Below are 16,674 nucleotides of genomic sequence, written 5' to 3' on the forward strand. Positions count from 1 at the left end.
CTGGGCGGGACCGGCGGCCGTGTCTACCGTCGGAGTATGACGCCCGAAGAGACCCCAGACCAGACCGGACTCCTCGCTCTCATGGACCACCGCGACGAGGTGTGCGTCACGATCGCACTCGCGTCGTCGCCGAGTCCGCGCGATCATGAGCGGATCCGGATCGCCCTGCGCGACGCGATCGATGAGGCGGAACGGCGGATGCACGAGCGCGAGGTCGCGGCCGGTACGCGCAACGCCGTGCTCGAGACGCTGCGAGGGCTGCTCACCGACGACGAGTTCTGGGGCACGCAGTCCGACGGCCTCGTCGTGCTCGCCTCGCCCGGACGCACCGCCGCCTATCGGCTGCCCTCGCACGTGCGCGACATCGTCGCGGTGGCCGACCGGTTCCAGGCGGCGCCGCTGCTGCGTGCGGCGACCGACGATGACGACGTGTACGTGCTGCAGCTCGCGGAAGGCCTGGCCCGCCTGACGCGCATCGGCGCCGACGGCCGCGTGGTCGAACAGCCCCTGTCCCTGCCCGACGACCACGAATCGGTGCTCGAGCAGGCCGAGAACGACGGTCGGTTCGACATGCGGCGCGCACAGGGCGCGAAGGGCGACCGCATCGAGCATGAGCGGTACTGCCGCGTCGTGCAGGACGAAGTGGCGCGCATCGTGCCCGACGGCGCGTGCTTCGTGCTCGCGGCGTCGTCCGATCTCGCCCCGGCGTACCGCGCCGTCAGCACGCAGGCCGGCCTCACCGATGACGGTATCGACGCTCACCCCGGGTCGCTCGACGACCGGGCGCTCGCCGATGCCGCGCGGAGCATCGTCGAGGACGCTCAGGCCCGCGCGACGAGCGCGTGGAAGGAGCGGTTCGGCACGCTGCGCGCGCAGGGCCTCGCCACGAGCCGCCTCGTCGAGGTCGCCGCGGCGGCGGCCGAGGCCGCGATCGATGAACTGCGGTTCGACCGCGAGGCCGACGCGACCGGCACGATCGACGAGTTCGGCCAGGTCGAGCGGGAAGCAGACGCCACGCCGCTCGTCGACGAGATCGCCGCCCGCGTGCTGCACAGCGGAGGGCGCGTTCGCGCCGTGCGGCGACGCGACCTCGTCGACGGCTCCCCCGTCGCCGCGACGCTGCGCTTTCCGGTGACCGTTCCGCGGTGAGGTGTCGCGTACTCAGGATGAATGGGCGTCACCGGCCTGACACCGGCAAAAAGCCCAGTCCATCCTGAGACGTGGACGCCGTCCTCAGTCGACCTTCGCGACGCGCCCGCCCGTGAGCGCGACAAGCTCGTCGTACGTCAGCGGGAAGACGGTGTGCGGCGTGCCGCCCGCGGCCCAGATCTCGGGGAACGCGGCGAGATCCTCGTCGACGACGGTCGTGAGGGGCGCCGGATGCCCCGTCGGCGCGACGCCGCCGATCGCCTGACCGGTGGCATCCCTCACCTGCTGAGCCGTCGCCCGCACGATGCTCTCGCGGCCGAGCCGCTCGGCGAGCGCGGCCGTGTCGACGCGGTGGGCGCCGCTCGTCATGACGAGCAGGGGCTCTTCGTCCGACCAGAACACGAGGCTGTTGGCGATCGCGCCCACCTCGACGCCCAGGGCGGCGGCGGCCAGCGGAGCGGTCGAGGCGGCGTCGGGCAGAACGACGATCTCGCCGTCGATGCCGGCCGCGCGCAGGGCCTCGTGGACGAGTCGACTTCGGGGATGCAGGTGCTCGGTCACCACCCCAGCCTAGGCCCCGCCGCTCGCACACTGCCCACTCCGCGCGGGCGCGCCGCGCGCCGCGCTTGTCGATGTGCTGAACTCGGCGCGGCTCGGTTGAACGATCCGCACATCGGTGGTGCAATGGTCGCGGATGCCGCAAAGCTGCGGCGATCACCAGCGCACTGCCCACAAGGCCCGCCGAAAGAAGAACGCGATGACGCACACCCTGCCCCTGCCCGATTTCACGCACGAGCGCGTGGAGGTGACCACGGGGCGACGCAGCGGTCTTTTCATCGCCGTCGCGCTGCACTCGTCCGTGCTCGGCTCGGCGCTGGGCGGCGCGCGCCTGTGGACCTACCCGCACTGGAGCGACGCGCTCGGCGACGCGCTGCGCCTCTCCGCTGCGATGACGCTCAAGAACGCCGCGGCCGGTCTGGACTCGGGCGGCGGCAAGTCGGTCATCGCGCTTCCCGAAGGCGTCGTGCTCGACGCGGAGCGTCGCCGTGCGGCCTTCCTCGACCTCGGCGACGCCGTCGAGACGATGCAGGGCCTCTATCGCACGGCCGAGGACGTCGGGTCGACGACCGAGGACATGCTCGTCGTCAGCGAGCGCACGGCCCACGTCGTCGGTCTGCCCGAGGCGGGCGGCGGCTCGGGTGAGCCGGCCGGCCCCACGAGCCTCGGTGTGTACGAGTCGCTGCGGGCGACGCTCGAGCGCGTCACGGGCAGTGCGGATGTCTCGGGCCGCAGGATCACGATCTCGGGCCTCGGCCAGGTCGGCAGCCGTCTGGCGGTGCGTCTGGCCGCCGAGGGCGCGGTGCTCACCGTCACCGACGTGAACCCCGCCAAGCAGAACCTCGCGGGCGAGCTCGGTGCGCAGTGGATGGCCCCGGGCGAAGAGCACCACGTCGCATCGGACGTCTTCGTGCCGGCCGGCATCGGCGGCCTCCTCACCGACGAGGTCATCGACGCGCTCGACACGAAGGCCGTGTGCGGCCCCGCCAACAACCCGCTCGCGCGCCGCGAAGGCGCCGACCGGCTCGCCGCGCGCGGCATCCTCTATGCCCCCGACTTCGTCGTGAACGCCGGCGGTGTCATCTACCTCGACCTCGAGGCCAAGCAGGTGGGCACGCGCGCCGAGATCATGGACCGCGTCTCCGCGATCGGCGACAGCGTCCGCCGCATCTTCGACGAGGCCGAGAGCCGCGGCATCACGCCCCTCGCCGCCGCCGAGGCCCTCGCCGCCGAACGGCTCGCCGCCGGCCGCGTGGCCGCCGACGTGCACTGACCCTCCCCCGCCGCAGCCGACTTTCGCCCTGTGTCGGCGACACGCCGTCGCGCGCCGACATAAGGCGCAAGTCGGCGCCGGGGGGCGGCGGCAGGTCGACGGAATCGACCGCTCACCGCGCGAGGCCTCAAGTGCGCGCTGCCCCCGCGCCCGCTCCCCCGTACTTCGCTTGCGCCTTGTGTCGGCGACACGCCGTCGCGCCCCGACACAAGGCGCAAGTCGACGTGAGCGGCGCGAGCGGCGCGGGCGCGCGCACCGAGTCGGCGCGGAGGCCCGGCCCGGGGCGGCACGGGCCCGCACCCCGCCCCCGCCCCAGAGTTGTTTTCGGTGCGCCGAAGTTCTAGGTTTTCGGTATGCCGAAAACTCGCCGCGCGTCGTGGATCGCGACGATCGCCGCGCTCGGGGTCCTCACCGGCTGCACCTCCACGGTCGACCTGACCGATGACCGGCCCGTCGCCCTCACGACGTTCACCGTGCTCGCCGACATCGCGCAGAACGTCGCCGGCGACCACATCCGCGTCGAGTCGATCACGAAGCCGGGCGCCGAGGTGCACGGCTACGAGCCGACCCCGCGCGATGTCGCGAAGGCATCCGAGGCCGACCTCATCCTCGACAACGGCTTGAACCTCGAGGCCTGGTTCGCTCGGTTCGTGGAATCCGCCGAGGTCCCCCACGTCGTCGTGAGCGAGTTCGTCGACGTCATCGACATCACCGACGACGCCTATACCGGCACGCCGAACCCGCACGCGTGGATGAGTCCGCTCAACGCGCAGATCTACGTCGACGCGATCGTTCCGGCGTTCGCCGAGCTCGACCCCGAGCACGCCGACGAGTTCGCGGCGAACGCCGAGGCGTACAAGGCCGAGCTGCAGGCGGTGCACGACGAGCTCGTCGACACGCTGGGCGGCCTTCCCGAAGAGCACCGCGCGCTCGTCACGTGCGAGGGCGCGTTCTCGTACCTCGCGCGCGACGCGGGACTCACCGAGCAGTACATCTGGCCCGTCAACGCCGAGCAGCAGGCGACGCCGCAGCAGATCGCCGCGACGATCGAGTTCGTCCGCGACAACGACGTGCCCGCCGTCTTCTGCGAGTCGACCGTGTCGGATGCGCCGATGCAGCGCGTCGTCGAGGCGACCGACGCCGCGTTCGGCGGAACCCTCTATGTCGACTCGCTGTCCGAACCCGACGGCCCCGTGCCCACCTACCTCGACCTGCTGCGCCACGACACCCGCATGATCATCGACGGACTCACGGGCCGGCGGTCATGACGATCGACGTGCAGGGCGTCTCGGTGCGCTACGGCGACGTCCTCGCCCTCGACGATGTCTCGCTCGAGATCGAGCCGGGGCACGTGACGGGCCTCATCGGAACCAACGGATCGGGCAAGTCCACCCTCTTCAAGACGATCATGGGGATGCTGCACCCCGACCGGGGGCGCGTGCTCCTGGACGATGCCGATCCGGCCGTCGCCCGGCGCCGCGGTGCTCTCGGGTACGTACCGCAGACCGAGGACATCGACCCGGCCTTCCCGATCTCGGTGCGCGACGTGGTCCTGATGGGCCGGTATCGCAACATGGGCCTCACCCGCCGGCCGCGCCGGGCGGATCGCGCCGCCGTCGAGGCGGCTCTCGCGCGGGTCGAGCTCACCGACCTCGCGGATCGGCAGATCGGGCGCCTGTCGGGTGGGCAGCGCAAGCGCGCGTTCGTCGCACGCGGGATCGCTCAGGATGCCGGCATCCTGCTGCTCGATGAGCCGTTCGCCGGCGTGGACCGACGCTCCGAGGCCCTCATCGTGCGACTGCTCACCGATCTCGCGCGCGAGGGGCGCACCGTGCTGGTGTCGACGCACGACCTCGCGGGGCTGGCGCGGCTGGCCGATGACGCGGTCCTGCTGCAGCGACGTGTGCTCGCGCACGGACCCGTCGCCGACGTGCTGACCCCGGAGAACCTGGCGCTGGCGTTCGGCGCGGATGTCCGAGACGAGGAGCAGCCGTGATCGACATCCTGCTCGAGCCGTTGCAGTACGACTTCATGGTGCGCGCGCTCGTCACGACGGTCATCGCCGCGGTCGTGTGCGGGCTGCTGTCGTGCTGGCTCGTGCTCGTCGGCTGGTCGCTCATGGGCGACGCCGTGTCGCACGCGGTGCTGCCGGGGGTCGTGATCGCCTATGTCGTCGGCGCGCCGTTCGCGATCGGTGCGCTCGTCTTCGGTTTTCTGGCGGTGGGACTCATCGGTGCGATCCGCGGCACGACGCGGGTGAAAGAGGATGCCGCGATCGGCATCGTCTTCACGACGCTCTTCGCGCTGGGGCTCGTGCTCATCTCGGTCACCCCCAGCCAGACCGATCTCAACCACATCATCTTCGGCAACATCCTCGGCGTGAGCGCCGCCGATCTGGCCCAGATCGGCATCCTCGCCGCCGTCGCACTGGCGATCCTGCTCGTCAAGCGCCGCGACCTGACGCTCTACGCCTTCGACGCGACGCACGCCTTCGCGATCGGACTGAACCCGCGATTGCTCGGCGCATTGCTGCTCGGCCTGATCGCCCTCACCTCGGTCGTCGCTCTCCAGGTCGTCGGCGTCATCCTCGTCGTGGCGATGCTCATCATCCCCGGCGCGACGGCCTACCTGCTCACCGACCGCTTCAGCCGGATGCTGCTGCTCGCGCCCCTGCTCTCCGCGGCAAGCGCCGTCATCGGCATCTACCTGAGCTACTGGATGGATGCCGCATCCGGCGGCCTCGTCGTGCTCGTGCAGGGCGCCGTCTTCGGCCTCGTCTGGATCTTCAGCCCGCGGCACGGCCTGGTGTCGCAACTGCGGCGTTGAGCACGGCCGGGCATGACGCCCGCACGGGACAAGGCTGTTGGGCAGATCGCCCACTTCCTCTCGCGGCACCGCGATCTACTCTCTCACTGTCGCTGCACCTCCCGTGCGGCGCTGGGAAGGAGACCCCGTGCTGAGGCTAGGAATCGATGTCGGCGGGACGAACACCGACGCCGTGCTCATCGACGGCACCCGTGTGCTCGGCGCCGCGAAGGCGTCCACGAGCGCCGACGTCACAACCGGCATCGTGCAGGCGTTCGCGGGCATCGAACGCGAGACCAAGGTCGACCCCGGCGCCATCGCGGGCGTCATGATCGGCACAACGCACTTCATCAACGCCCTCATCGAGGCGGATCGCCTCGCACCGACCGCCGCAATCCGGTTCGCGCTGCCGGCGACCAGTTCGCTGCCGCCGCTCATCGGCTGGCCCGACCGTCTCATCGCGGCACTGCAGGGACGCAGCTATCTCTGCCACGGCGGCCACGAGTACGACGGGTCCGAACTGTCGCCGTTCGACGAAGATGAGTTCATGCGCGCGCTCGACGATGCACATACCGCCGGAATCCGGTCGTTCGCCATCTCGTCGGTGTTCTCGCCCGTCAACGCCGAGTTCGAACAGCGCGCCGCGCAGATCATCGGCGAGCAGCTTCCGGATGCCGCCGTCAGCCTGTCGCACGAGATCGGGCGCATGGGCATCCTCGGCCGCGAGAACGCCACCATCATCAACGCCTCGCTTCGCGAACTCGCCGAGCAGGTCACGACGGGTCTGCGTCGCACCGTCGATGAAGCGGGGATCACGGCGTCCGTGTTCCTGAGCCAGAACGATGGCACGCTCATGGATATCGACTACGCCCGCCGGTACCCCGTCGCAACGTTCGCGTCGGGACCGACGAACTCGATGCGCGGCGCTGCCTTCCTCTCCGACGTGCAGGACTGCGTCGTCGTGGACGTCGGTGGCACAACGACCGACGTCGGGATGCTGCAGAACGGCTTCCCGCGCGAAGCGACGACCGACGTCGCAGTGGCGGGCGTCCAGACGAACTTCCGCATGCCCGATGTCCTGTCGGTCGGAATCGGTGGCGGATCGCTCGTCCTGGACGACCACGACGGAGTCCGCGTCGGCCCGCAGAGCGTGGGGCACCGGCTCACGAGCGAAGCGCTCGTGTTCGGCGGCACGCGCCTCACGGCGTCGGACATCGCGGTGGCGCACGGCACCGTCGCGTTCGGCGACAGCGCCCAGGTGAGCGGCCTCGATCGTGCGCTCGTCGCGGCGACGCTCGACCGCATCGCGCGAGACGTCAACGATGTCGTCGACCGCATGAAGGTGTCGTCGGCCGCCGTGCCCGTCGTCGCCGTTGGCGGTGGCAGCTTCCTCGTGCCGGATGCGATGCCCGCGGCTTCCGCGGTCCACCGCCCCGAGCACTACGCCGTCGCGAACGCGATCGGCGCGGCGATCGCCGAGATCGGCGGCGAAGTCGATCGCGTCTTCAGCGTCACGTCGGCGACTCGCCAGGGCGTTCTCGACGACGCACGCCAAGAGGCCGTCGACCGCGCGGTGGCCGCCGGAGCCGACCCGTCGAGCGTTCGCGTCGTCGACGTCGAAGAGGTGCCGTTGGCCTACCTGCCGGGCAATGCGGCGCGCATCCGCGTCAAGGCAGTCGGAACACTGACCCTCGGAGGTGCGGGCAATGCGTGAGATCAACGTCGACAATCTGGCCGATATGGCGCGTGGCGCCGCGATCCTCGGGACGGGCGGTGGTGGCGACCCGTACGTCGGGATGCTGCTCGCCGAGCAGGCGATCAAGAAACATGGTCCCGTCACGCTGCTGTCCGTCGACGAGGTCGATGACGACGCGACGATCGTCCCAACCGCGTTCATGGGCGCGCCCACAGTCATGCTCGAGAAGATGCCCTCGGGCTCTGAGATGGTCACGTCGCTCCGCGCGATCGAAGGAGTGATCGGCCGGCCCGCGACCCACACCGTCTCGCTCGAAGCCGGCGGTCTGAACTCGATGATCCCGTTCGTCGCCGCCGCCGAGCTCGGGATTCCCCTCGTCGACGCCGACGGGATGGGACGCGCCTACCCCGAGCTGCAGATGCTGCTGCCGACGCTGGGCGGCATCACCGCCAGCCCCATGGCCATGGCAGACGAACGTGGGAACGCCGTCGCCTTCGACACGATCGACAACGCGTGGGCGGAACGGCTAGCTCGTTCGGTCGTCACCGACATGGGATGCAGCGGCGGGATGAGCCTCTACGTGCTCACGGGACGACAGCTCAAAGACCACATGGTGCGCGACACTCTCACGCTCTGCGAGGAGATCGGCCGTGCTGTGCGCGAAGCCCGCGAGTCGCACGTCGATCCGGTTCTCGCCGCCGTCGATTCCCTCAATGGACGACTGCTCTTCCGCGGCAAGCTGACGGACGTCGAGCGGACGACCGTCGGAGGATTCAACCGAGGTCTGGCTCGCGTGGAAGGCACGGGCACTGACGCCGACACGACGCTCGAGGTCGATTTCCAGAATGAGAACCTCGTGGCGCGACGCGGCGACGAAGTGCTCGCGAGCGTGCCGGACCTGATCTCCATCCTGGACACCGAGAGCGGCGAGGCCGTGACGACCGAGAGGCTCCGCTACGGACTGCGGGTGAGCGTCATCGCGTCGCCGTGCGATCCCCGCTGGCGCTCTCCCGAGGGCCTGGCTCTGGCAGGCCCCGAGTACTTCGGCTACTCGCACGCGTACCAGCCCATCTGACGCGACGCCTCGTGCCTGGGATCATGGGCTCGTGACCAGTGACGCCTTCGGCCCTGCCGATGCCGCCGACCTCGCCGCCGGAGCGCAATTGCTCGCTTCCGGCGGCGGGGGCGAGGTGGCGACCGCTGAACTCCTGCTGACGAGCACCCTCGCCGCCGCCGCTCACGACGGGCGCGGACTGACGGTCGTCGCCGCGAAAGACCTCGCACCCGACGATCTCATCGTCCACGTGGGCATCGCCGGTTCACCGGATGTGTTCGCTGAGCGCCTGATCGACCCCCGCGACGTCGCCGCGGCGGTTCGAATGATGGAGCGCCGCCTCCAGCGCCGTGTCGCGGCTATCGGCGTGATCGAGATCGGCGGCCTGAACGCGCTCCTGGCCCCTATCAGTGCGATCACGATGGACCTGCCCCTTATCGACGGCGACATCATGGGCCGTGCCTTCCCCTTCATCGAGCAGACGACTCTCGCCCGTGCCGGGCATCGCCCTGACCCGCTCGTGCTGACCTCGCCGTCCGGCGACGTCGCCGTGTACGAGGGACGGACCCCCGCTGCCCGGCAGCGGCTTCTTCTTAGCGGCATCGCAGCGATGGGAGGACTGGCTGCCGTCGCGATGTACCCGGTCACCGCCTCCCAGCTGTCGGCAGATGGGATCAGCGGCTCGGTGACGGCCGCTCGATCGTACGGGCGTCGCTACCGAGAGCACATCGCCACGGATCGCAGCGGCGACCTCGATGCCATCGCGCTAGCCATCGGCGCCCACCCGATCGGGCGGGCGCGTATTGACGAAGTCATCGCCCGTAACGGTCCGGACATCGGCAGCGCGTCCCTGCACGACGTCACTGACGGGTCGATCCTGCGCCTGGACTATCTCGAGGAGTATGTCCTCGTCTCGTCAGACGGCGTCGCCGTGGCGGCCGCTCCCAATGTCATCATCGCGATCGATCACACGACGTTCCGCCCGCTCCTTTCACACGAGCTGCGAACGGGCAACACCGTGCTTCTGATGAGCCTGCCTGCTCTGCACGAGTGGGGCGACACAACCGCAGATCTCGTCGGCCCTGGAGCTTACGGTATCCATTTCGAGGAGACTCGCCGATGACAACCATCGCGGAACTGGTCGCCGATCCCCTGCTCGCTGGCACCACGGTCGTCGCGGGAGAGAGCGGCGTCATGCGGTCCGTGGATGACGTCCGCCCGTATGCGGCGACCCGCGAACTGCGCGCGCCCGACAGCGCCTCGCACGCGGTACTCGTGTGCGATGAAGCGGACGTGACACCCGCGTATCGGATCGATGCTCTCGTGCGCCGCGCGGATCACCTCGGCGCAGCCGCGATCCTCGTCGTCTCCGCACAGGGACAGCCGTTGCTATCCGGTGTGCGGCTCGCCGACCGCTTGGGCATTCCTATCCTGTGGATCACCCGTGCGGACCCGTTCGCGCTCACGGTGGAGCTCGCCATCCGTCTTCGCACACCTCACATCGCGCGCGCACAGTCGGCACTCCGCGCGCCCGCGGTGCTCGCCGGCGCGCACGATCCAGCCACCATCGCGGCCCGCGCAACCACGCTGTGCGAAGCCGTCGTCGTCCTACTCACGTCCGATGGCAGCCTCATCGCGGGCGATTCCGGCACAGTGGATGCTCCAGCGATCCGTTTCGACCTGGCTGTCGCGCAGCGCACCGAGACCGCTGTCGCCCAGCCCGTCGTGCTGCCGGACATGACGCACTCCAGCGCGTGGATCATCGCCGATGTGCGGGGCACCGACGACGTCCGCAAGGGCGTCGTCACCGACATCCTCACGCTCGTCGAGCCGTATGTGCGCGCTTGGCTCGTCGGTGAGGCCGCACGACTCGACCGCGATGCCGTGTTCCTCGCGCATCTGCTGAGCTCGGTGCTGCACGAAGCCGACGATCCCGGTCGCGAAGTCATCGAGAAGGCGGCGAGCGTCGGCTGGCGACTGCAGGACTGGCACACCGGGATCTACGTCGTCGCCGACGACCCGCGCGCCCCGTCGGATCGCGACACGATCGCCGCCGCCCTGCGCCGCGAACTCGCCGAGCAGGGCATCGTGACGAGCGGGATCGCGGATCACGCCGGCGGGTGGGCCCTGTGGAAGTCGGAGCCGTCGGAGCCGTCGATCGATCAAGGCCGGGGCGTCGTCCGCGCCCTGCGGCTCGCTCTCGCATCGCTCCCTCGGGACTGGGGTCTCGTCGCCGGGGTCGGCCGCACTCATCACGGTGCGGTGGGGCTGCGAGAGACCCTCGGCGAGGCCCGCAACGCGGCGTACCTCGCGCGCAGCCGGGACTTCCGTCCATCCGTAGATCATTCCGACGAACTGGGTGTGGCGCAGCTGCTGGCGACGCTTCAGCAATCGGACGTGACGCGCGCCTTTGCGGAATCCGCGCTCGCCCCGATCAGCGATCCCGCGAGCAGCCACCTGCTCGCAACCCTCACGGCTTATCTGCAGAACGGCGGATCCGTCGTGTTCACGGCGCAAGCGCTCAACGTGCACAGGAACACGGTGACAGCGCGCCTACAGCAGCTGAGGGAGCGGCTGGGCGTCGACCTCGACGACTCCAGCCTGCGGCTCGCGCTGCAGATGGCGGTACGTGCGGTGCACAGCAGTCCGGCCACTCCGCTCCCGGAGGCGTGACTGAGCGGGTGCACGCCGCACAGCTGTTCGCGCGCGGTGTGCATACGGCCCATCCTCTGCGCGCCGAGCGCGGCATAGGTTCTGAGCACGACAGTGTCCGCCACCCAATGAAGGAGCAATCATGCACCTGCGCGTCATCCTCCCCGTCATCGGAGAGTCCCTCCTCGACCACGTCCGCACCGAGGCGGAAGCGTGGGCGCTTCCGACGACGACGATCTCGGTCGTCGCCCTCGAACGTGGCACCGCGAGCATCGAGTCCGAGTACGACGAGGCGCTCTCGGCTCCCGGCATCCTGGACCGCATCGAAGAGTGCGTGACGGACGGCGTCGACGGAGTCTTCATCACCTGTTTCGGAGATCCCGGGGTCCACGCCGCACGCGAGATCATCGACGCGCCGGTCGTGGGCGGATTCGAACCCGCTGTCCTCACCGCCATGAGCCTCGGCGAGCGCATCGGCATCGTCACGGTGCTGCCCAACGTGCTCCCGATGCTCCGAGGGATCGCGCGTCGCTACGGCGTCGACAACCGCATCGGCGCGATCCGCGTCGTCGACATCCCCGTTCTGGGACTCGAGGAGGACAACAGCCTGCTCGTCGACCGCCTCGAAGAGCAGGCGGCGGCCGTCATCGAGAGCGACGCGGCGGATGTCATCATCCTCGGCTGCACCGGCATGCTCGGCGTCGCCGACGAGCTCGAGCGACGCCTGGCCGCACGCGGACTCGCCGCGCCCGTCGTCGACCCCACGGGCGCGGCGATCACGTGGCTGGAGAGCTCGGTCCGCATGGGACTGACGCCGAGTCGCCGCACGTACATGGCGCCGCCCGCCAAGGCACGCCAGCTGTGACACAGCCTTCGTCGATGCGCGTCGATCCGGCTCATGCCGGGCCGGCGCGCATCGGTCTGTGGGTCACGATGCTGCGCCCATTCGGACTCGAGATCGCTGCGGCTGCTCGGCCGGACTGGATCGGCATCGATCTGCAGCACGGCGACATCGCCCTCGCCGATCTCGCCGACATGGTGCGTGCGTGCGAGCGACATGCGATCCCGGTGGCCGTGCGTGCCGGGGGGCACGACCCCGCAGCACTCGGCCGGATCATCGACACCGGGGCGGACGCGGTCATCGTGCCGGCCGTCGAATCCGCCGCGCAGACCGAGGCAATCGTGCGCGCCACCCGCGTGCCTCCGCGGGGTGCGCGCAGCACCGGCATCGCGCGACGCGGTCTCGTCGCGGCATCCATCGCGGAACCGCTCGTTCTGCCGATGATCGAGACGGCGGAAGGCCTCGAGAACGTCGACGCGATCCTCGACGTGGACGGGATCGACGGCGTCTTCGTCGGGCCGTACGACCTGAGTCTGTCCATGCGAGCTGCGTCGCCCACGGCTGCGCCGGTCGTCGACGCCATCCGGCACGTCTTGGAAGCGGCCCGCACGCGCGGGCTCACGAACGGAATCTACAGCGGCGATCCCGAGCTCACGTCACGGATGGGCGACGTCGATCTGCTCGCCGCCGGCAGCGACGTCGACGCCCTGCGTCACGGACTGATGACGGTGATGCCCCGCGGCTGACCGCGGGACATCGCCTTCGCCATTCAGGACCGACGTGACCTCGACCAGGCGTCGAGGCCCACCGCGATCAGAAGGATCGCACCCTGCACGATCTGCTGGATCGTCGTGTTGACATTGAGCAACGCGAATCCGTTGCCGATCATGGCGTAGAGGATCAGGCCGAACGCGGTGCGCCACATCGCGCCCTCACCGCCGAAGATACTCGTGCCGCCGACAACGACGACGGCGATCACCATGAGCGGGATGCTCGCACCGACATCGGCCTGCCCCGCGCCGATCTTGCTCGCGGCGAGAACCCCGGCGATCGACGCGGCGAGGCCCGAGAGAACGAACACGCTCGTGTGCACGAGGCGCACGTGGATGCCCGACAGACGCGCCGCCTCGGGGCCTCCGCCCACAGCGTAAACCCGTCGACCGTAAACCGTGCGCGAGAGCACGAACCACGCGATGAGGAAGACCGCGATGAGCGCGATCCCGGGGAGCGTGAGTCCCAGCAGCATCCCCTGCCCGAGAGCAGTGAACCCCGGAACAGACACGCTCACCAGCACTCCTCCGGAAACGGCCACGGCGACACCACCCAGCATGAGCGAGGTGGCGAGCGTCGCGATGAAGGGATTAATGTTGATGAACGCGACGGCGATGCCGTTGACGAGTCCCACGAGCACTCCCGTGGCGAGGCCGGCGATGAAGCCGAACCCGACCGATTCCGTCGCGTTCGTGACGGTCGCCGCGATCACCCCGGACAGGGCGAACGTCGCTCCGACCGACAGGTCGAACATGCGGCTGATGAGCACGAAGGTTCCGGCACACGCGATGATGCCCACCGTCGCCCACTGATCGAGCAGGTTCGACATGTTGATCGGCGAGAGGAAGACGGGCGACGACACCGCCATATAGACGAAGAGGATCGCGCAGATAACGACGATCACGTTGTGCGTCAGGAAGCGGCGAAGGTGGTGCAGCGGCCCCGCGGGCGTCGCCACCGTGTTGGTACTTGTCGTCGGTTCGTGTGTGACAGTCATTGTCTTCTCCTCGCTCATGCGGCGGAATCCTCTTCGCGGGCGAAGGCGGCGCCCATGATGGCGGCTTCGGTCATCTGGTCGCTTTCGAGACGAGCGGTGATGCGACCGCGGCTCATGACGACGATGCGATGCGAGAGCCCGATCACTTCCTCCATCTCGCTCGAGATGAGCAGAACGGCGACACCGGATGCCGCAAGGTCGACGATCAGCTGATAGATGGCCTGCTTCGCCCCGACGTCGACGCCGCGCGTGGGCTCGTCGACGATGAGGATGCGCGGACCGGTCATGAGCCACTTGCCGAACAGGACCTTCTGCTGATTGCCGCCGGACAGTCGCGCGACCGACACACCCTGCTTCTTGAGCCGGATGTCGAGTCTGCGGACCATCTCGGCGGCCGCGCGAGCGACTTTGCGGGTGCGCACGATTCCGGCGACCTGATCGCGTTCGATTGTCGCCATCGTGAGGTTCTCTTCGACCGGAAGCGAGAGCACCAGTCCCTGGTCGCGGCGGGATTCCGGCACCATCGCGATGCCGAGCGACGTGGCGCGGCGTGGCGAGCGCGGACGCCCCGGCCGGCCGTGCACGACGACCTCCCCGCTGTCGACCGGATCCGCACCGAAGACAGCGCGCGCGACCTCCGACCTGCCCGCACCGACAAGACCCGCCAGTCCGACGATCTCGCCCGGACGCACCTCGAGATCGATGTCGTCGAAGACACCGGAACGGCTGAGACCCGTGACGGACAGCGCCGGTGCAGCAGCCGTCATCACGATCTGCTTGGCGGGGAAGACCGACGTGAGCGGGCGACCGAGCATCGACTGGATGAGCGATTCGCGTGTCTCGTCCGCCGTCGTCGCCGTGCGCACGATCCTGCCGTCGCGCAGCACCGTGACGCGGTCGGATATCGCGAGCACCTCTTCGAGGTGGTGCGAGATGAAGACGATTGTCGCGCCGTGCGCCCGCAGGTCGCGCATGGCGTCGAAGAGCAGAGCGGCGTCACTCGGCCCGAGCGCGGCGGTCGGCTCATCCAGGATGATGACGCGCGATTCGCGGGCCAGTGCGCGGAGGATCTCCACCTTCTGCTGGCTGCTGAACGGCAGAGACCCGACGCGCGCTCGGGGCGGGATGCCGAAGCCGATCCGATCATCGAGTTCGGCGTAGCGGCGGTCGAGCTCCGTCCCGCGCAGCACACCGCCGAGATGCGGTTCCTGACCGAGGAAGACGTTCTCGCGAACGGTCAGGGCGGGCACGAGAGCGACTTCCTGCGCGATGAGGCTGATGCCCGCGGCGAGCGCAGCGGCGGGTGTGTTGAACACGACCCGCGCCCCGTCGACCGCGATGTCGCCGTCGTCCGGAGCGAGCGCACCCGCGATGATCGAGCACAGCGTCGACTTTCCGGCGCCGTTCTCGCCGACAAGCGCGTGGATCTCGCCGGGGCGGAACGCGATGTCGACGTCGGCGAGTGCCGCCTGACCGCCGAACCTCTTCGTGACGCCCGTGAGAGAGACGATGTCCGCAATCGCGGTATCAGTGTTCGACATGGTTCCTCATCCTCGAGAAGCGGCACGGCCGCGGGAGCAGGGCTCTCCTCCCGCGGCCGCCCCGGATCATCCGGCTGTCCACTCCGCAGTGAACGACTTACCGGCGTCGGTCCCGAGCGTCTCGCGGGTGGCGATCGGCCCGATGGGCGAGTTCTCGCGCACATCGACGGCTGTCTCCACCGTCTCGCCGTTCATCGCGGCGACGGCGAGCATGATTCCTTCATAGCCCTCCGTGAACGGAAGGGCGAGGGGAGCCGCGAAGACCGCCCCATCGCGGATGCCTTCGATGTCCTCTTCCGTGCCGCCGTTGCTCACGACGATGACCTCGCCCGTGCGACCCGCCTGCTCGATCGCCTGCAGGGCACCCGCGATCGGCTGACCTGAGGCCGCCGAGATGACGTTCAGGTCAGGGTTCGCCGTGAGGATGTTCTGGGTCGTCGCGAGGCCCGCGGCCTGGTCGAAACCGCCGGGCTGCTCGGACACGAGCTCGACCGAGGCGGCCTTGGCCAGCGCTTCCTTGACCGCTGCGGTGCGCAGCTGATCCGTGGCCTGCGCGGCATCGCCCGGCATGTACGCGACCTTGCAGGGGTCGGTGTCGCCGCATGCCTCGACCATGAGCTCACCGATCTCGGTGCCCATCGTCGGCAGGTTGACGCCCACCGTGATGAGGCCGTCGACGGATGACTGCAGCGTCGTGAGGTCGGTCCCGATCGTCGTCATGAGAGACACTACCTGGACACCCTGATCGATCGCCTGCGTCGCGACGGGCACAAGCGCGGCGGGGTTGAGCGGGTTGATCACGAAGATGTCGTAGCCGCCCTTCGTGAGCGCGTCCTGGATCTGGCCGACCTGCGTCGTGGAATCGAATGCCGCGTCGAACATGGTGACCGTTCCGCCGAGCTCCTCCGCCGCGGCCTCGACGCCGCGCAGGTTCGCTGCCGTATAGGTGTTCGTGGCGACCGGGCTGAAGAAGGCGATCGATAGACCGTCGTCGTCCGCCGGTCCGTTTGCGTCCGGTGAGGCGCTGTTCGCGCATCCGCCGAGGAGCATCATTCCCGCGAGGAGGACGGCCGGGGCCGCCAGCAGCTTTCGGTTCATGCGGATACCTTCCCTAGAGGGCTCGGGTGATGTGCGCCAACGCTAAGCCGCACTCCCCTGCACGTCATTGGGCCGCATGTCCGCGTGGCGCCGGGTGTGCTGTGCACGGTGCACAGTGGCGCGCGGCTGCGGACGTCACCCGGCCGACGCCCGTCGATTCGATACCCCGCGATCGGATCGACACACTATGTGCGCACGTCGCGTTTGGACTGGATCACCGACTAGCAATTCGGCAGGAG

General features: G+C 69.4%; 15 protein-coding genes. 11 read left to right on the plus strand and 4 right to left on the minus strand.

What is annotated here, in order from left to right; genetic code table 11:
- The first annotated feature begins 36 nt into the window (after positions 1-36).
- Positions 37-1,149, plus strand: a complete 1,113-nt coding sequence (locus ACWIBS_RS01660; RefSeq protein WP_376129392.1) for a baeRF11 domain-containing protein — start codon at positions 37-39, stop codon at positions 1,147-1,149.
- 84 nt (positions 1,150-1,233) lie between these two features.
- Here the strand turns inward: ACWIBS_RS01660 and ACWIBS_RS01665 are convergent, their stop codons facing one another.
- On the minus strand, positions 1,234-1,710 hold the full coding sequence (locus ACWIBS_RS01665) for a YbaK/EbsC family protein (RefSeq protein ID WP_376129390.1): 477 nt from the start codon (positions 1,708-1,710) through the stop codon (positions 1,234-1,236).
- A gap of 196 nt (positions 1,711-1,906) precedes the next feature.
- Here ACWIBS_RS01665 and ACWIBS_RS01670 point away from each other — a divergent pair, with 196 nt between their 5' ends.
- From ACWIBS_RS01670 to ACWIBS_RS01715, 10 genes are all read left to right on the plus strand, one after another.
- Complete coding sequence (locus ACWIBS_RS01670) at positions 1,907-2,980, plus strand: Glu/Leu/Phe/Val dehydrogenase family protein (RefSeq protein WP_376129388.1); 1,074 nt, start codon at positions 1,907-1,909, stop codon at positions 2,978-2,980.
- A gap of 353 nt (positions 2,981-3,333) precedes the next feature.
- A complete protein-coding gene (locus ACWIBS_RS01675) occupies positions 3,334-4,248 on the plus strand; it encodes a metal ABC transporter substrate-binding protein (RefSeq protein ID WP_376129387.1) in 915 nt (304 codons plus the stop codon).
- A complete protein-coding gene (locus tag ACWIBS_RS01680; protein WP_376129385.1) occupies positions 4,245-4,976 on the plus strand; it encodes a metal ABC transporter ATP-binding protein in 732 nt (243 codons plus the stop codon). The genes ACWIBS_RS01675 and ACWIBS_RS01680 overlap by 4 nt, the downstream gene beginning before the upstream one ends.
- 35 nt (positions 4,977-5,011) lie before the next feature.
- Positions 5,012-5,806, plus strand: a complete 795-nt coding sequence (locus tag ACWIBS_RS01685) for a metal ABC transporter permease (RefSeq protein ID WP_376129446.1) — start codon at positions 5,012-5,014, stop codon at positions 5,804-5,806.
- A gap of 130 nt (positions 5,807-5,936) precedes the next feature.
- A complete protein-coding gene (locus ACWIBS_RS01690; RefSeq protein WP_376129444.1) occupies positions 5,937-7,499 on the plus strand; it encodes a hydantoinase/oxoprolinase N-terminal domain-containing protein in 1,563 nt (520 codons plus the stop codon).
- A complete protein-coding gene (locus tag ACWIBS_RS01695; protein WP_376129384.1) occupies positions 7,492-8,556 on the plus strand; it encodes a DUF917 domain-containing protein in 1,065 nt (354 codons plus the stop codon). The genes ACWIBS_RS01690 and ACWIBS_RS01695 overlap by 8 nt, the downstream gene beginning before the upstream one ends.
- A gap of 31 nt (positions 8,557-8,587) precedes the next feature.
- The gene (locus ACWIBS_RS01700) at positions 8,588-9,658 is read left to right on the plus strand and encodes an S-methyl thiohydantoin desulfurase domain-containing protein (protein WP_376129382.1); all 1,071 of its coding nucleotides are present in this window, start codon (positions 8,588-8,590) and stop codon (positions 9,656-9,658) included.
- Positions 9,655-11,208, plus strand: a complete 1,554-nt coding sequence (locus tag ACWIBS_RS01705; protein ID WP_376129380.1) for a PucR family transcriptional regulator — start codon at positions 9,655-9,657, stop codon at positions 11,206-11,208. Before ACWIBS_RS01700 ends, ACWIBS_RS01705 begins: the two co-directional genes overlap by 4 nt.
- A 121-nt stretch (positions 11,209-11,329) precedes the next feature.
- The gene (locus tag ACWIBS_RS01710) at positions 11,330-12,052 is read left to right on the plus strand and encodes an aspartate/glutamate racemase family protein (protein ID WP_376129378.1); all 723 of its coding nucleotides are present in this window, start codon (positions 11,330-11,332) and stop codon (positions 12,050-12,052) included.
- The gene (locus ACWIBS_RS01715; RefSeq protein WP_454136342.1) at positions 12,049-12,774 is read left to right on the plus strand and encodes an HpcH/HpaI aldolase family protein; all 726 of its coding nucleotides are present in this window, start codon (positions 12,049-12,051) and stop codon (positions 12,772-12,774) included. The genes ACWIBS_RS01710 and ACWIBS_RS01715 overlap by 4 nt, the downstream gene beginning before the upstream one ends.
- Before the next feature lie 23 nt (positions 12,775-12,797).
- Here ACWIBS_RS01715 and ACWIBS_RS01720 read toward each other — a convergent pair whose 3' ends face one another.
- The 3 genes from ACWIBS_RS01720 to ACWIBS_RS01730 all read right to left on the minus strand — a co-directional run bounded on the left by ACWIBS_RS01720 (position 12,798) and on the right by ACWIBS_RS01730 (position 16,435).
- Entirely contained in the window at positions 12,798-13,796 is a 999-nt protein-coding gene (locus ACWIBS_RS01720; RefSeq protein WP_376129375.1) for an ABC transporter permease, read from the minus strand.
- Positions 13,797-13,810: 14 nt separating this feature from the next.
- Complete coding sequence (locus ACWIBS_RS01725; protein ID WP_376129374.1) at positions 13,811-15,337, minus strand: sugar ABC transporter ATP-binding protein; 1,527 nt, start codon at positions 15,335-15,337, stop codon at positions 13,811-13,813.
- 66 nt (positions 15,338-15,403) lie between these two features.
- Positions 15,404-16,435 carry a sugar ABC transporter substrate-binding protein gene (locus tag ACWIBS_RS01730; RefSeq protein WP_376129372.1) on the minus strand — a complete coding sequence of 344 codons (1,032 nt, stop codon included), beginning with the start codon at positions 16,433-16,435 and terminating at the stop codon, positions 15,404-15,406.
- Between the last annotated feature and the right edge of the window lie 239 nt (positions 16,436-16,674).

It is taken from the genome of Microbacterium sp. NPDC055442, assembly GCF_053644215.1.

Coding starts and splice junctions, on each gene's coding strand:
- ACWIBS_RS01660 (WP_376129392.1), top strand. CDS start 37: ATGACGCCCGAAGAGACCCCAGACCAGACCGGACTCCTCGCTCTCATG.
- ACWIBS_RS01670 (WP_376129388.1), top strand. CDS start 1,907: ATGACGCACACCCTGCCCCTGCCCGATTTCACGCACGAGCGCGTGGAG.
- ACWIBS_RS01675 (WP_376129387.1), top strand. CDS start 3,334: ATGCCGAAAACTCGCCGCGCGTCGTGGATCGCGACGATCGCCGCGCTC.
- ACWIBS_RS01680 (WP_376129385.1), top strand. CDS start 4,245: ATGACGATCGACGTGCAGGGCGTCTCGGTGCGCTACGGCGACGTCCTC.
- ACWIBS_RS01685 (WP_376129446.1), top strand. CDS start 5,012: ATGGTGCGCGCGCTCGTCACGACGGTCATCGCCGCGGTCGTGTGCGGG.
- ACWIBS_RS01695 (WP_376129384.1), top strand. CDS start 7,492: ATGCGTGAGATCAACGTCGACAATCTGGCCGATATGGCGCGTGGCGCC.
- ACWIBS_RS01705 (WP_376129380.1), top strand. CDS start 9,655: ATGACAACCATCGCGGAACTGGTCGCCGATCCCCTGCTCGCTGGCACC.
- ACWIBS_RS01710 (WP_376129378.1), top strand. CDS start 11,330: ATGCACCTGCGCGTCATCCTCCCCGTCATCGGAGAGTCCCTCCTCGAC.
- ACWIBS_RS01720 (WP_376129375.1), bottom strand. CDS start 13,796: ATGACTGTCACACACGAACCGACGACAAGTACCAACACGGTGGCGACG.
- ACWIBS_RS01725 (WP_376129374.1), bottom strand. CDS start 15,337: ATGTCGAACACTGATACCGCGATTGCGGACATCGTCTCTCTCACGGGC.
- ACWIBS_RS01730 (WP_376129372.1), bottom strand. CDS start 16,435: ATGAACCGAAAGCTGCTGGCGGCCCCGGCCGTCCTCCTCGCGGGAATG.